Here is a 13,475-nt window from a genome sequence, read left to right on the forward strand (position 1 = left end):
AGCAATGAACGCCTCCGGCCACGCGGGCGCGTCAGGCATCGAACTGCGGCACCTGCGGGCGTTCGCCGCGGTGGCCCGGCACCGTTCGTTCACCCGGGCCGCCGAGGAGCTGCTGATCACGCAGCCCGCCCTCAGCCGCACCGTCGCCCAGCTGGAGACGGGCCTCGGGGTGCGCCTGCTCGACCGCTCGTCGCGCGGCGTCGCACTCACCGACACGGGCGCCGCTTTCCTCGTCCACGCCGAGCGCACCCTCGCCGCGTTCGACGCAGCCGTGGCCGCCGCGCACCACGCGTCCGTCGTCCGGCTCGGCTTCAGCTGGCTGCTGCCCGACCCCTGGGCCCAGTACGCCATCGCCGGCTTCGAGCGCGCCACCGACGCGCGGGTCGACCTGGTGCGTTGCGACGACCCGCTGGACGCCCTCGACCGCCAGGCCGTCGACGTCGCCCTGGTACGCGGAGGCAGACCGGTCGGCGCCACCGTGCGAACGGTGCACCTGTACGACGAGCGGCGCGTCGCTGTCCACGCCCGCGAAGAAGCCCCGGGCGACGGGCGGGAAGCCTCCCGCAGCCATGCCCCGGAGGCTCTGCGCTGGCAGGACGCCCATGAGTGGACCCTGGTCGTCAACACCGTCAGCGGCACGACCGGCCCCTGGTGCTGGCCGAGCGGAGGGGGACCGCGGCGGTACGTGGAGACCGCGAACTTCGACGAGTGGCTGGAATCCGTGGCCGCGGGGCGCGGCATCGGCATAGTCCCCGAGGTTGCCGAACGCCGCATCCACCACCCCGCGCTGCGCTTCCTGCCGGTGACCGGCGCACCGCCCAGCCCGGTCCGCCTCGCCTACCGCCCGGACACGGGCACGGGGTCGGCGCTGCTGCGCCGCTTCCTCGAAGCGGCCCTGGAGGCGGCCGCGACCTGCATCCATGCAGGTGAGGCATAGCAGCAACCGGAGCGGCATTTCCGCTTACCGGCTCGATCTCCCTACGGTCGACGGCGGAGGGGCTCGGAGCGGCCGGACAACCCGGCTCCGCCCACGACGGCCCCTTCCTTCCACCCCGACCAAGGAGCCCGGCACCATGGGATCCCCTTCCCCTCTTCTCCCTCGTCACGACGGCTCGGCCATGGTGGTCGGCGGCCCCACGACCGTTCTCGACCTCGGCGGACTGCGCATCGTCTCCGACCCGACCTTCGACGCGCCGGGCTCGTACGGCTACCTGACCAAGACCGAAGGCCCGGCCGTCACCGAGGACCGGCTCGCGGACGTCGACCTGGTCCTGGTCAGCCACGACAACCACGCGGACAACCTCGACGACCGCGGGCGCGCCTTCGCCCTGGCCGCCCCGCTGCTGCTCACCACGACCAGCGGCGCCGAGCGCCTCGGCTCCCCGGCGAAGGGCCTGGCCGCCTGGGACACCCACACCCTCAGACGCCCGGACGGCGGCGAGCTGACCGTCACCGCCGTGCCGGCCGTCCACGGACCCGAGGACGGCGAGCGCGACCCCGACGGAGACGTCAACTGCCAGGTCATCGGCTTCGTCCTCACCGGGGACGGCCTGCCCACCGTCTACCTCAGCGGCGACAACGCCTCGGTCGGCACCGTCACCGAGATCGCCCGCCGCACCGCCGGCATCGACGCGGCCGTCCTCCACGCCGGTGCCGCCCGCGTCCCCGGCAAGTTCCGCGAGCGCCCCGTCAGCCTCGACAGCATCCGTGCCGCCGCGGCCGCCGCGATCCTCGGAGCCCCCGTCAACATCCCCGCCCACTACACCGGTTGGGCCCACTTCACCGAAGGCCGCGAAGCCATCGAGCGTGCCTTCGACGACGCGGGCCTCACCCCCGTCCTGGCCATCGCCGACCACGGCACCTGGCTCCCCCTCAAGCCCTGACCCCTCCCTTGAAGGAGCTTCCCATGCCCCTCGTACGCATCGACCTGATCCGCGGCCGCAGCCCCGAGGCCGTCAAGGCCATCGCCGACGCCGTACAGCAGTCCCTCATCGACGTCCTGAAGATCCCCGAGCGCGACCGCTTCCAGATCGTCAGCCGGCACGACCCGGACGAGATCATCGCCCTCGACGCAGGACTCGGATTCCAGCGCACGGACACCGGCACCGTCATCATCCACATCTTCACGCAGCGCGGCCGCAGTACCGAGGACAAGCAGCACCTGTACAAGACGCTCGCCGCCCAGCTCGCCGAAGTCGGCGTCGACGGCAAGGACCTGTTCATCAGCTACTTCGAGAACGGGCCCGAGGACTGGTCGTTCGCCGACGGCCGCGCCCAGTACGTCGAGGGCGACCTCGCCGTACCCGGCCGCTGACCGCGCCCACCCCACTCCGCGTGCGCCCCCACGACGGCCGGGCGGCCGCCACCACCGTTCCCACCCGCAGGAGCATCGCCATGGAACTCGTCCCCCGCAACTCCCTCAAGACCGCCACCCCGCAGGAGGGCCGCGAGCTCGCCCTCAAGATGGCCCGTCTCGTCATCAAGGCGACTCAGCCCGACGCCGAGGTCCGCACGCGGCTGCGCCCGGTCTACGCGGAGGACCCCGACTCTCTCATCGCCATAGGCCAGGTGGTCGCCACCGAGTTCGCCACCATCGCCGCCGCCAACGACTACTGGCGCTGACCACCCGATCCGGCACGTCCCCTCCAGCCGTGGGGGTGGCGACACGAGGCGGCGCCCCCGTGAGCCGGCAACGCCCCATGTACGCGGATCAGCGCTGACGTGCCGCTCGTCAGGGCCGCCAGTAATTGTTGGCAGCTGCGATCGTCTGGAACTCGATGGCCACCACCTGCGTGGCGTGCATGAGGCTTTCCGGGGTGGTGGAGTAGTTCGGCCTGCCACCCTTGAGGACGTCCAGATCGGGCTGGATGTTGTGCACGGTGTGGCGGGCCAGTGTCAGAGCCAGGGCGCGTCCTTCTTCCGGCGAATCGGTGATCAGGGAGTTGCCGGGGACCAGGACCAGGCCTTCGTCGGGTACTCGGTTCATGACGCCAATGTGGCTCCCGGCCTGATCCCCGATGGCCCCTGACACGCGCCATGGGGCCGAAGGAGTGACCCGTGACGCGGGCCGGTGATGCGCGGCCGTTCCGTCAGGCGGCGTCCGGGGCGGGGAACAGCTCGTCGACGGCGCGGCGGAGGGTTTCGCGGACGGCCTTGGCATTGTCGAGTTCGGCGGCCTGGAAGGCGCCGTCGTGGAGCAGGACCAGTGTGCGGGCGGCGTGGTCGGGGTCGGGGTGGCCCATGTCGGCCGAGAGGTCGCGCAGGACCCCGAACAGCCATGACCGCTGGTCGTCGATGACCGCGCGCACAGGGTGGTCGCGGTCGGGGAATTCGGCGGCGGCGTTGAGGAACTGGCAGCCGCGGAAGCCGTCCTCCAGCGTCGAGTCGCCGAGCACCGCCATGACGGCGCGAAGCGCCTCGCGCGGCTCTTTGCCTTCCCGAGCCTGGGCGACGGAGTCCCGGATCCCCGTGGCCGTGGTCCTGAGGTACGCGGAGACGAGGTCGTCCTTGCTGGGGTAGTGCCGGTAGAAGGTGGCGCGGGTGACCTGGGCCTCGGTGACGAGGCGCTCGATGCCCACGGCGTGGATGCCCTCTGTGTAGAAGAGGCGGGACGCGGTGTTCAGCAGCCGGTCCTTGGGATGGAGCTCCGGGGCGGTCGTCATGCGCCCATTGTAAAGAAAGACCAGTCGTTCTATGACCTCGCCTGCCCCACGTTGCGCACCCTAGGGAGAACGACTAGTCTTTCTTGCAGAAAGACCGATCGTTCTACCTGTAGAGGAACGGAACCCCCATGAGCACCACCACCCCCACGATCGTCCTGGTCCACGGCGCCTTCGGCGACTCCGGCATGTGGAAGGGAGTCATCGCCAAGCTCCAGGGACAGGGCTACACCACCCTCGCCGTGTCGAACCCGCTGCGCGGCCTGGAGTCCGACGCCCAGTACGCCGCCACCGTCGCCAAGAGCGTCGACGGCCCGGTCGTCCTGGTCGGCCACTCCTACGCCGGCGCGATCATCACCCGCGCCGCCCGCGACGCGTCCAACGTCGAGGCCCTGGTCTACGTCGCCGCCTTCCAGCCCGACGAGGGCGAGAGCGCCCTGGAGAACGCCTCCCGCTTCCCCGGCGCCAAGATGGGCCCGGACACCACCATCGCCACCGAGTACGAGGGCGAGCCGGAGCTGCGGATCCTGCCCGAGCACTACCAGGACGTCATCGCCGGCGACCTGCCCACCGAGACCACCGACGTCCTCGCGGTCACCCAGCGCTCGGTGCGCGTGCAGGCCCTGACCGCCGAGCTGTCCGGCCCGCCGGCCTGGCGCACCCTGCCCTCGTGGGCCGTGGTCGCGACCCAGGGCAACGCCATCCCCGGCCAGGCCCAGGAGTTCATGGCCGAGCGCGCCGGATCGCACATCGTGCGCGTCGAGGCATCGCACGCGGTGTCCATCTCGCAGCCCGACGCGGTGGCCGACCTGATCATCGAGGCCGCCAAGGCCACCCGCTGATCAAGCTCATCCCCACTGCCTCGGCCGCCGGATCCACGGATCCGGCGGCCGAGGCAGTTCGGAGGGGGCGCGGTCCTGATGCCGGTCGGGCGACGGCCGGCTGGGGGGTGAACCTGCTCGACGCGGTCGCGCTGGGAGTACAGGTCCCAGTACTGCTCGGCGACGTCGTCCGGGTCGACGAGGAGGCCGATCGCTTCGGGCATGGCGGAGGCTGCCAGTGGGCACCGCCGAACCCGGCTCCCCTTTCCGGGGAAGGTCTCCGTCTCCTCGCCGCCTGGGCCGCCACCCAGGCCGCGGAGACGACCGCCGCCCTGGGGAAGCCGACCGGTGAGCCGGCCTACGGCAACGGCCTTCGGCCCTGACCCGGTCCGCGGCCCGTTGGCAGGTCTCCTCGCCGTGGGTCTGCGCACGAGAATCCCGTTGTCCTACGGCTGCCCGAGGCTCTCCGGAGCGTCGGCCAGGGCAGCGGAGGGGTCGCGCAGTGAGATCAGCCGATCCACTTCGCGTAGGCGTCGGCGTCAAGCAGGTTGTCGGTGCCGGCACCGACCGCCGGCTTGATCTTGAACAGCCAGGCGCCGAAGGCGTCGCTGTTCACTTCCTCGGGTGCGTCGGCGGCGTCGGTGGCACGAGTTCGGTGCCCTACCGGCGCGCGATGATGCTGCTCGCCTTGGCGGGTGGGAACCGGGTTCCGGTGATCGCCCAGCTGGTCCAGGCCGACGAGGACACCGTGCGCGATGTGATCCACCGCTTCAACGAGATCGGCCTGACCTGCCTGGACCCTCAGTGGGCGGGAGGCCGTCCCCGCCTACTCAGTCGTGATGACGAGGAGTTCGTCATGCGGACGGCCACCACTCGCCCCAGCAAGCTCGGCCAGCCCTTCACCCGCTGGTCGATCCGCAAACTCGCCGCCTACCTGGGAAGTGCACGGACGTGTCATCCGCATCGGCCGTGAAGCCTTACGGTGCCTGCTCCGGCGCCGTGGCATCACCTTCCAGCGCACCAAGACCTGGAAGGAGTCACCCGACCCTGATCGCGACGCCAAGCTCGACCGTATCGAGCAGGTGCTGGAACGCTTCCCGGACCGGGTCTTCGCCTTCGACGAGTTCGGGCCCCTGGGGATGCGGCCCACCGCAGGCTCCTGCTGGGCGAAGCAGGGCAAGCCAAACCGGCTGCCGGCGACCTACCGCCGCACCCACGGCGTCACCTACCTCCACGGCTGCTACTCCGTGGGCGACGACCGCCTGTGGGGCGTCAACCGCCGCCGCAAGGGCACCGCCAACACCCTGGCCGCGCTCAAGTCGATCCGCGCCGCCCGACCCGGCGGAGGCCCGATCTACATCACCCTGGCCAACTCCCACCGCCGCAGCCACCCCGCGCAAACCCAGGCACTGCACCGCTACCTGCGCTGGCGCAACACCAACGCCCGCCACCCCGACGTACTCGCCGCCCAACGCAAGGAACGCGCCCGCATCCGCAGCGAAAAGGGCATCCGCTGGGGCGGACGCCCCCTCAACACCGCAGCCTGACCAACCGCGAACCGCAGCTCCCGAACGCCGAAGGGGCAAGTTCAGGAGAAGGACAGCGACAGAAGGATGACTCAGGAGGCGGACGGCTCAATCTCCCCCGCGAAGACGATGACCTGGTCGATGAGGCTCCGTCGCAGATGGACGACGTCCGTTCCCGCCAGCCGGGGGCCTCCATCAGGCGTGGTGAAGACCCACTGGTACCGGGCCCACTCGTCAGGCATGTCCACCGCTGAGCAGCGCACCATCGTGCCGGTCCCCGCCGGGTGGCGCCGGATGTCCAGCACGAACTGCTCGACCGCCGCGATTCCTTCGCTGCGGCCCAACGGCCCCCAGAAGACCACGTCTGAGGTCAGGGCCTGGGAGAGCAGGGCAGTCACATAGCTGTCGTCCGAGGCGTTGAACGCGGAGATGAACGTGTCGATCGCGGAGCGTGCGGTCTCTTCCTGCATGCCCCAGTAATACCAGCCGTTTCGCGTGCGCTCGTCCCACGAGCCGCCTTCCGATCGCGGTGAACCATCCCGGTCGCAGCACTGGGCGATGGCGAACTTGTCCGTTCGCATGGCCAGGCCGCGCCACTGCTTCAGCCGATTGATGCATCGCTCGACCCTATTGCGCTGTTTATGCGCCTCGGCGTCGAAAGCCGGTAGGCGACCGCCGACGCGGCCTCGCCGCAGACGGTGGCCAATCTGGTCGGACGGTTGGGGGGATGACAGCGCGGATTCCACGTCGGCGTAGGTGATTTCGGATCGCGCGGGATGAGTACGCGCGGTCCGCCGGCACGGTGTCGGGTCGGGTCCTCGGTCTTCCTGGGCCGCTTCGCGGAACACGGATGCCGGCCATGACGTTCTCGAAGGCTGGGGCGTCGCCCGCCTGGCCTGCGGCGAGGCGCACTTCGGGCCACTGCGGCAGTTCACCCTCGCGAACTCGAAGCACCCGAACCACACGGTCCAGCCCCGCGCGTTGCACGCCTACCTGCGCCGGCGCAACGCCAACGCCCGCCACCCCGACGTCCTGACCGCCCAACGCCGCGAACGCGCCCGCATCCGCAGCGAGAAGGGCATCCGCTGGGGCGGACGACCGGCGAAAATCGCGTGACCCTACCAATGGCACCGGCGACACTGACGCCATGACCGGTTCTGCATTGCCTCAACTGCTTCGACCGCGTGCCCTGAGGCCCGGAGATCTCGTTGTCATCGCATCGCTGTCCGGTCCGCTGCCGGCCGCTTACGAGCCCGCCGTCGAGCAGACGGTGGTGGTGCTCAAACGGATGGGATTCCGCGTGCGTAAGGCTCCGCTACTCGAAGCAGGACGCCGCCATTGGTGGAGCGCGGCCACGCCGGCGGAGATCGCCGGGGAGCTCAATGGTCTTCTGCGTGATCCCGAGGTGCGCGCGATCGTCGCGAGTGACGGCGGCCAGACGGCGCTCGGCTACCTCGACCTGATCGACGTCGAGGCGATCAGGGCCGACCCCAAGCCGATCCTCGGCTACAGCGACATCTCACTGCTGCATCTGGTGCTCTATGCGCGCACGGGTCTGGTCGGGTTCCATGCCGACATGGCCGTCCCCGGCTTCGGCGGGCACTGGCAGTCTGCGTCCGTGGCGCGCCAGGCGGAACTCGAGAAGCTCTACTCCAGGCTGCTGACCGGCACCGAGGCGGTCGGTGCGCTGCCTGCGAGCCCGTCGTGGGAGTGCTGGCGTCCTGGTCGTGTCGAAGGCCGGCTGATCGGCGGGGTGATCAATCGCATCGTGCTGGCACAGGCGACGCCTTTCGCGCTGCCACTCGAATGGTTCGATGGTGCGGTGCTGTTCTGGGAGGAGACGGGCGGCCTGGCATCGCACGTGTGGAGCTATCTGCAGGTAATGCGACACTGCGGCATCCTCGATCGGATCTCCGGCATGATCGTGGGCGTTCCGCGCGAGATCAGTGGACTCGAGCCCGGCGCGTCCCCGACCCTGCCCGAGATCGTCCTCGACGTCCTCGGCCACCGTGACATCCCGGTCCTCGGCAACGTCGAGTTCGGCCATGCCGGCCCGAATCTGCCGATGCCGGTCGGCATCCGCGTCGGCCTCGATGCGCAGCAGCGAACGTTGTCGCTGCTCGAACCGGCGGTAGCGCCGCACGCAATGACGGGACCGGTCAGCTGAGCACTGCGGATCAGCGAACCGACGGCCCCCGGCAGCACCCCGGGGCCAACTCACGCTTTCGTGACCGCCGCCGCTGAGTCCGGGTGTCATCGACAGCCCTGCCGGGAAGGTGCCCGTCGGAGAATGAGCAGGATGGGGCTGACCGGATTCGAACCGGCGTCCTCCCACATGCGGTGAAGGCGCGACAACCCCTGCGCTACGAGCCCCATCCCGTCAGGGATCATACGAGCGTCATCACTCCGCCGCCTCGAATAATCGAGGGCCGACAGACCGCAAGGCGTGACGGCATCACAGACATCGGTACGAGGAGCGCCCGGGGCGGCAGTCCCGCACCTCGGGCGTCCAGGGCGCGGAGCGGCACCGATCCGCGACCGGCATGTACTGCCCGTACACCCTTCGACGGAAACTCCCTCTTCCCCGCGGAGAACGGTCTTCTCGAGTGCGGCGGTTCGTCCGCCGAGCCGGAGCAACCCTCTTCCCTGGGAGTCCTGTGCGCACCGCCGTGCTCCCGAACGCCCCGCGCGAGCGGAAGGTCGCCCGCGCCCTGGCCGTCGTCCTCGCGCTGCTCACCGTCTTCGGGCCGTTCTCGATGGATCGGTACTTCCCGGTCCTGCCCGCCCTGACCAGTGATCTGGGCGCGGCGACCTCGACCGCACAGCTGACCGTCACCGCCTGCCTGCGGGGCCCGGCCCTGGGGCAGGTCGTCGCGGGGCCGCTGTCGGACCGGCTCGGCCGTCGCCGCCCGCTGCTGGTCGGCGTCGCCGCGTACCTCGTCACGGCGGTGCTGGGCGCGGTGAGCCCGACGGTGGGACGCTGATCGCCGCCCGGTTCCTCCAGGGGCTCGCCGGAGCGGTGGGCATTGTGATCGCCCAGGCCGCGGGCCGCGACCTCTACTCCGGCGGAAAGCTCGTCCGCTACTACAGCCGGCTGACCATGATCGGCGGGCTCGCGCCGATCATCGGGCCGGTACTCGGCGGACAGTTGGCGGCCGTCACCGACTGGCGCGGCGTCATCCTGCGAGTTACGGGACAGCGGCCCGCCGTCCTCCATGCGGGTGGCCAGGAGCGTCGGGGAGCGCTCCCGCACGCTTGGAGATGTCCTGCCGGTTCGGTCGGTCGCGCGGCCCGCGAGGGTGGTGGCGGCCCTCCGTACCGTACGGCGCTCGTCACGGTCCCGGGGGCGTCACTGCGCCGGGGTCTTCGGCGGGCCCGGTTTGCGGCCCCAGGCGGTGAGCATTCCGGCGGACAAGGCGGCGCACGCGTCCGAGTCCAGGTAGCGGGCCGCCGCGTCGATGCCCGGGCCGTCGATCAGCCCGGTGGCGACCATCGACGCCCGGCTCCGCTCCCACGTGTCCGCCCAGAAACGGCTGATCGGACTTCCCCGCAGCAGCGGCGGCACGTACATCTCCGCGCCGACCGCCCTCAGGCCGGCCGCGCGCAGCAGCTGCGGATACGACGGCACCCAGGAGACGTCCGTGCCGATGGAGGCGCGCAGCCCCTGCCACATCGCGCGCATCGCCGCGGCGTACGGCGTGTCGGCCCCCGTACGGTCGCTGGTCAGATCCACCGCGTCGCTGAGCACCAGAATCCCGCCCGGCGCCACCAGCCCGGCCAGTGCCGACACCATCCGCTCGGGCTCCGGCAGATGCATCAGCACGAACCGCGCGTGGACCAGGTCGAACCGGCCCGGCGCGAAGTCCGGGGCGGTGATGTCGGCCTGGAGCACGTCGAGGCCGGGTACGGGCCGCTCGGCGAGGAACCGCACATCCCGGTCGACGGCCAGCACGCCCGCCACCTCCGCCTCGCGCAGCAAGCGCCGCGAGACCGTGCCCGTACCGGCACCGACGTCCAGGCAGCGCCACCCCGGCCCGGCGCCCAGGGCGCGCAGCCGCGTCAGGGTGAGATCGTCGTACGCGAGCGCCCCCAGATCGATCCGCTCACCTTCGCCGGGCTGCTCGGGCCGGAACACGTCCTCGCCGTAACGGCCCCCGGAGGGGTCGTCGAGCGACTCTCTCGACGTCATGACGGACCCCTTTCCGCGGAGTGCTGCTGGGGAAGTGCGGCGGCGGCGGTACGGAAGCGCTGCCGCCGGTTCTTCCCATCCTCCGGTCCGTACGGGCGGGGCGCGCCGCGCCTGGGGCATTCGGGTCATGGAAGGAGCCGCCCCGGCCCCGCCGGCGGCGACGGCGAAGCGTGTGGGCCGGCTTGCGGACCCAGGACCCAGGGCCCTGTCCTCGACGACCCCACCCGACGCGGTGTTGACAGCCTGAGGCCGTGGCGCCAGAGTCCCGGCAGGTGGATACGAATGATCTTTCTCCTGCCGAGCTGAGGGTGTGGCACGCCTTCCCCAAAGGTGCCTCCGTCGACCTCCGTGCGGCGGACGGCGAGGACGCGGCACAGGGAGCGGACTGGGGCCCTGAGCGGACCGTCCGCGCCGAGGTGCTGCGGAGCCTGCTCCTCAGCGGCCCGGTGGAGCACGGGGAGATACCCGCCCTCAAGCTGGCGGGCGCGCGGATCACCGGAACCCTCGATCTGGCGTACGGCACGATCGAGCACGCCCTGCGGCTGAGCGACTGCTACTTCGAGGAGACGCCCCTCCTCTACGCCGCCAGGCTGCTCCAGCTGACCCTGAACGGCTCCGTCCTGCCCGGTCTGGCGGCTGCCAGCGTGCGGGTGGAGGGCATGGTGCAGATGTCCGGCTGCCGGTTCCGCGGGCTGGTGCGGTTCGGCGGGGCGCGCATCGACGGGGCGCTGTTCATGGACGGATGCGAGATCACCCCGCCGGACATCACCGAGTGGCCCGCGCTCCGCCTCGGCCACGCGACCATCGGCGACAACCTGTGGGCCCCCCGACTGCGCGCGCACGGCGAGGTGCGTCTCAGCGGCGCCTCGGTCGCCGGATCGGTCACCCTCGACGACGCGAGGCTCGACAACCCCGGTGGCCCCGCTCTGGACGCGGAGACGCTCGTCGTGGGCAGCGACCTCCTCATGCGGAACGTACGCACACAAGGCTGGATCGGTCTCCGGGGCGCCCGTGTCCCGGGGCGGCTCGACCTGTCGTACGCCCATCTGTCGAACCCCGGCGACGCGGCCCTGCGCGCGAGCAGCTGCGCCATCGGCGAGCTCTGGCTGCGCAAGGGACCGCCCATGGAAGGCATGCTGAACCTGCGGCGCACGCAGATCGACGTGCTGTTCCTCGAACCGGACGTGCTGCCGGACCAGGTGATGTTCAACGGGCTCTCCTACACCACGCTCACCCCGCACGAGCCCGCGGAGCGCCGTCTTCCCATGCTGGACAGCGAGAGCGAGGGATATCTGCCGCACGGCTACGAGCAGCTCGCCGGCTCCTTCCTGCGGGTCGGCGACGACCGCGCCGCGCGCGTCGTCCAGCTGGCCAAGCTCCGCAGGCACCGCCGCACCCTCCCCTGGCAGGGCCGTGTCTGGGGACATCTGCAGGAGGTCACGGTCGGTTACGGCTTCCGCCCGCTGCTTGCGGGCTTCTGGCTGCTGTCCCTGCTCGCCGTCGGATCGGTCGTCTACGGCCTCCACCACCCGCCCCCGCTCAAGGCGGACGAGACCCCCGACTTCAACCCGGTGTTCTTCACGCTCGACCTGCTGCTGCCGGTGATCTCCTTCGGCCAGGAGGGCGCCTTCGCCCCGAAGGGCTGGTACCAGACGCTCTCCTACGCGCTCGTCGTCGCCGGGTGGGTGCTGGCCACGACCGTCTTCGCCGGCGTGACCCGGACCATCAGCCGAGGGGGAGGCCCCGGAGGGAGTCCGTGAGACTGAGGTGTCCTACCCGGTGCGGTGCGAAGCCCGGGTGCACTCAGTGGCAGGGGCTCTGCCCGCCCCCCAGGCGGTCGAGGTGGCGCTGGGCGAGTTTCGCGAGGGTTGGCCCGTGTTCGTAGCCGAGCGGGGCGAGCTCCGGGGGGAGGACGTAGACGTCCGGCATCCGTGCGTACGTCTGCTCCATGAGCTGCCGGTAGGCGCCGGCGAGCAGGCCGGGCCAGTCGCCGGTCAGCGGTGGGCGCATGCGGGACTCGGCGGCGAGGGCCGCGTGGTGGGCCGCCGCCTCCTCGACGGCCTCGGCGGTCGTCCAGTCGGAGATCGGCTTCCGGTTCGGCTGCCACGGGGCGAGCCAGGGGCTCGGTTCGCCGTGCAGGATCTCGGCGGCGAGTTCCTGGGCGATCAGCGGGGAGGCGTGCAGGCCGTCGCGGTGCGTGCCGGTGGCCACCCACAGGCCGGGGCGTCCGGCGTTCCCCAGGAGCGGGTGTCCGTCGAGGCCCACAGGGCGGTTGCCATGGTGGATCCGGTCGATCCTCGCGCTCGTCAGACCGTGGTGCAGCTGGCCGAGACCCGCGCCGAGGAGGAAGTGCAGCGCGCCGGCGGTCGGTGCGTCGCCGGGGTGGAGTGCGGGTGCGGCGGAGGCGCCGAGGTACCAGGTGCCGTCGGCCTGCGGGACGGCGTGGAGCCCGCACGCGTACGCGCGATTGGGGGTGCGTAACACCACCGGCGGCACGAGGGCGGCGGCGGTGGGGCGGAGGGTGACGGCGCTGCCTTCCGCCGCGACCACCGGCAGGACGGGCAGTTCCGGGTCGACACGTTCCAGGAGCGCGCTCGACCACGCACCGGCCGCGACGACGACCCGGCCCGCCCTGAACGTGCCCGCGCGCGTGGCGAGTTCGTACCCGGTTGCGTGAGTGCGCAGCCGGCCGGTCCCGGTGCGGTGCACGTTCGGCAGCGCTCGGAGCGCCGCGTCCAGGCTCTGCAGCCAGCGTCGTGCGTCCAAGAACCGTTCCTGGGGCAGGAAGACGGCCCGCAGCGCCCGGTCGTTGTCCAGCGGCCGGTACGCGGGGAGGTCCGGGACGGCGCTCTCCTCGACGGGCAGTCCGTAGCGGGCGCCGGCCGCGTGCATGGCCTCGACCGCCGATTCGTCCAGCGGCCCGGACACCGTGTTCAGCACGACGTACGTCCCCGCCCCGAACCCGTCCGCGGGAGCCGCCGCCCCGGCCCGTTCCCGTACGCCCTCGCGCCAGGCCGGCCAGCGCGCGGCGGCCTCCACCGCCATCCTCAGGCGGAGTTCGCCGTGCCGGGTCCGCATGCCGGCCGCCGTCACCTCGCCCAGCACGCCGAGCATGGCGCCCGCTGCCCGCGAGGCGCCGGGACCGCGTCGGTCCGACAACACGATCCGTAACTCCGGTTCGGCACAGGCCAGGGCGTACGCGACCGACCTGCCCAGTACCCCCGCGCCCACGACCACCACGTCGACGTCCACGTCCGCCACAGCTTCCCCTCCCGTACGC

The 13,475-nt window shown here is 71.5% G+C and carries 14 protein-coding genes, 1 tRNA gene and 4 pseudogenes; 12 read left to right on the forward strand and 7 right to left on the reverse strand.

Annotated elements, in window-relative coordinates:
- Positions 1-4 precede the first annotated feature (4 nt).
- The 4 genes from AC07AW_RS13740 to AC07AW_RS13755 all read left to right on the forward strand — a co-directional run bounded on the left by AC07AW_RS13740 (position 5) and on the right by AC07AW_RS13755 (position 2,622).
- The gene (locus AC07AW_RS13740) at positions 5-937 is read left to right on the forward strand and encodes a LysR family transcriptional regulator (protein WP_478815637.1); all 933 of its coding nucleotides are present in this window, start codon (positions 5-7) and stop codon (positions 935-937) included.
- A gap of 136 nt (positions 938-1,073) precedes the next feature.
- Complete coding sequence (locus AC07AW_RS13745) at positions 1,074-1,883, forward strand: MBL fold metallo-hydrolase (RefSeq protein ID WP_478815638.1); 810 nt, start codon at positions 1,074-1,076, stop codon at positions 1,881-1,883.
- Between the two features lie 23 nt (positions 1,884-1,906).
- On the forward strand, positions 1,907-2,314 hold the full coding sequence (locus AC07AW_RS13750) for a tautomerase family protein (protein ID WP_478815639.1): 408 nt from the start codon (positions 1,907-1,909) through the stop codon (positions 2,312-2,314).
- 20 nt (positions 2,315-2,334) lie between these two features.
- The gene (locus AC07AW_RS13755; protein WP_478815640.1) at positions 2,335-2,622 is read left to right on the forward strand and encodes a hexameric tyrosine-coordinated heme protein; all 288 of its coding nucleotides are present in this window, start codon (positions 2,335-2,337) and stop codon (positions 2,620-2,622) included.
- A gap of 109 nt (positions 2,623-2,731) precedes the next feature.
- Here the strand turns inward: AC07AW_RS13755 and AC07AW_RS13760 are convergent, their stop codons facing one another.
- Positions 2,732-2,986, reverse strand: a complete 255-nt coding sequence (locus tag AC07AW_RS13760) for a hexameric tyrosine-coordinated heme protein (RefSeq protein WP_478815641.1) — start codon at positions 2,984-2,986, stop codon at positions 2,732-2,734.
- A 103-nt stretch (positions 2,987-3,089) separates the two neighbouring features.
- A complete protein-coding gene (locus tag AC07AW_RS13765) occupies positions 3,090-3,662 on the reverse strand; it encodes a TetR/AcrR family transcriptional regulator (protein ID WP_478815642.1) in 573 nt (190 codons plus the stop codon).
- Positions 3,663-3,790: 128 nt separating this feature from the next.
- On the opposite strand from AC07AW_RS13765, the gene AC07AW_RS13770 reads away from it, so the two are divergent.
- From AC07AW_RS13770 to AC07AW_RS13780, 3 genes and pseudogenes are all read left to right on the forward strand, one after another.
- Positions 3,791-4,501, forward strand: a complete 711-nt coding sequence (locus tag AC07AW_RS13770; protein ID WP_478815643.1) for an alpha/beta fold hydrolase — start codon at positions 3,791-3,793, stop codon at positions 4,499-4,501.
- 107 nt (positions 4,502-4,608) lie between these two features.
- The gene (locus AC07AW_RS13775) at positions 4,609-4,863 is read left to right on the forward strand and encodes a hypothetical protein (protein WP_478815644.1); all 255 of its coding nucleotides are present in this window, start codon (positions 4,609-4,611) and stop codon (positions 4,861-4,863) included.
- A gap of 257 nt (positions 4,864-5,120) precedes the next feature.
- A pseudogene (locus AC07AW_RS13780) lies at positions 5,121-6,027 on the forward strand (IS630 family transposase); the annotation flags it as partial.
- Between the two features lie 71 nt (positions 6,028-6,098).
- Here AC07AW_RS13780 and AC07AW_RS13785 read toward each other — a convergent pair.
- A complete protein-coding gene (locus AC07AW_RS13785; protein ID WP_274346434.1) occupies positions 6,099-6,476 on the reverse strand; it encodes a nuclear transport factor 2 family protein in 378 nt (125 codons plus the stop codon).
- Positions 6,477-6,566: 90 nt separating this feature from the next.
- Positions 6,567-6,870, reverse strand: a pseudogene (locus tag AC07AW_RS13790) (transposase); the annotation flags it as partial.
- Between the two features lie 39 nt (positions 6,871-6,909).
- Between AC07AW_RS13790 and AC07AW_RS13795 the strand changes: the two are divergent.
- Together AC07AW_RS13795 and AC07AW_RS13800 are read left to right on the forward strand one after the other, a co-directional pair.
- Positions 6,910-7,122 (forward strand): annotated as a pseudogene (locus AC07AW_RS13795) (IS630 family transposase); the annotation flags it as partial.
- 31 nt (positions 7,123-7,153) lie between these two features.
- Positions 7,154-8,173 carry a S66 peptidase family protein gene (locus AC07AW_RS13800; protein WP_478815645.1) on the forward strand — a complete coding sequence of 340 codons (1,020 nt, stop codon included), beginning with the start codon at positions 7,154-7,156 and terminating at the stop codon, positions 8,171-8,173.
- A gap of 133 nt (positions 8,174-8,306) precedes the next feature.
- Here AC07AW_RS13800 and AC07AW_RS13805 read toward each other — a convergent pair.
- Positions 8,307-8,380, reverse strand: a tRNA-Ala gene (locus AC07AW_RS13805).
- Positions 8,381-8,663: 283 nt separating this feature from the next.
- Between AC07AW_RS13805 and AC07AW_RS13810 the strand changes: the two genes are divergently transcribed.
- On the forward strand, positions 8,664-8,990 hold the full coding sequence (locus AC07AW_RS13810; protein ID WP_478815646.1) for an MFS transporter: 327 nt from the start codon (positions 8,664-8,666) through the stop codon (positions 8,988-8,990).
- Positions 8,991-9,034: 44 nt separating this feature from the next.
- A pseudogene (locus AC07AW_RS13815) lies at positions 9,035-9,127 on the forward strand (hypothetical protein); the annotation flags it as partial.
- Between the two features lie 228 nt (positions 9,128-9,355).
- Here the strand turns inward: AC07AW_RS13815 and AC07AW_RS13820 are convergent.
- Positions 9,356-10,195, reverse strand: a complete 840-nt coding sequence (locus AC07AW_RS13820; protein ID WP_478815647.1) for a class I SAM-dependent methyltransferase — start codon at positions 10,193-10,195, stop codon at positions 9,356-9,358.
- Positions 10,196-10,467: 272 nt separating this feature from the next.
- On the opposite strand from AC07AW_RS13820, the gene AC07AW_RS13825 reads away from it, so the two are divergent.
- The gene (locus AC07AW_RS13825; RefSeq protein ID WP_478815648.1) at positions 10,468-11,955 is read left to right on the forward strand and encodes a membrane-associated oxidoreductase; all 1,488 of its coding nucleotides are present in this window, start codon (positions 10,468-10,470) and stop codon (positions 11,953-11,955) included.
- Between the two features lie 43 nt (positions 11,956-11,998).
- Here the strand turns inward: AC07AW_RS13825 and AC07AW_RS13830 are convergent, their stop codons facing one another.
- Positions 11,999-13,456 (reverse strand): NAD(P)/FAD-dependent oxidoreductase, encoded by a 1,458-nt coding sequence (locus AC07AW_RS13830; protein WP_478815649.1) that lies wholly within the window; start codon positions 13,454-13,456, stop codon positions 11,999-12,001.
- Positions 13,457-13,475: the final 19 nt, after the last annotated feature.

It is taken from the genome of Streptomyces sp. NPDC044003 (assembly GCF_056435185.1).

Bases quoted from the DNA above. Each gene is read 5' to 3' on its own strand.
- AC07AW_RS13785 (WP_274346434.1), bottom strand. From the start codon at position 6,476: ATGCAGGAAGAGACCGCACGCTCCGCGATCGACACGTTCATCTCCGCG.
- AC07AW_RS13740 (WP_478815637.1), top strand. From the start codon at position 5: ATGAACGCCTCCGGCCACGCGGGCGCGTCAGGCATCGAACTGCGGCAC.
- AC07AW_RS13750 (WP_478815639.1), top strand. From the start codon at position 1,907: ATGCCCCTCGTACGCATCGACCTGATCCGCGGCCGCAGCCCCGAGGCC.
- AC07AW_RS13760 (WP_478815641.1), bottom strand. From the start codon at position 2,986: ATGAACCGAGTACCCGACGAAGGCCTGGTCCTGGTCCCCGGCAACTCC.
- AC07AW_RS13745 (WP_478815638.1), top strand. From the start codon at position 1,074: ATGGGATCCCCTTCCCCTCTTCTCCCTCGTCACGACGGCTCGGCCATG.
- AC07AW_RS13800 (WP_478815645.1), top strand. From the start codon at position 7,154: ATGACCGGTTCTGCATTGCCTCAACTGCTTCGACCGCGTGCCCTGAGG.
- AC07AW_RS13820 (WP_478815647.1), bottom strand. From the start codon at position 10,195: ATGACGTCGAGAGAGTCGCTCGACGACCCCTCCGGGGGCCGTTACGGC.
- AC07AW_RS13765 (WP_478815642.1), bottom strand. From the start codon at position 3,662: ATGACGACCGCCCCGGAGCTCCATCCCAAGGACCGGCTGCTGAACACC.
- AC07AW_RS13770 (WP_478815643.1), top strand. From the start codon at position 3,791: ATGAGCACCACCACCCCCACGATCGTCCTGGTCCACGGCGCCTTCGGC.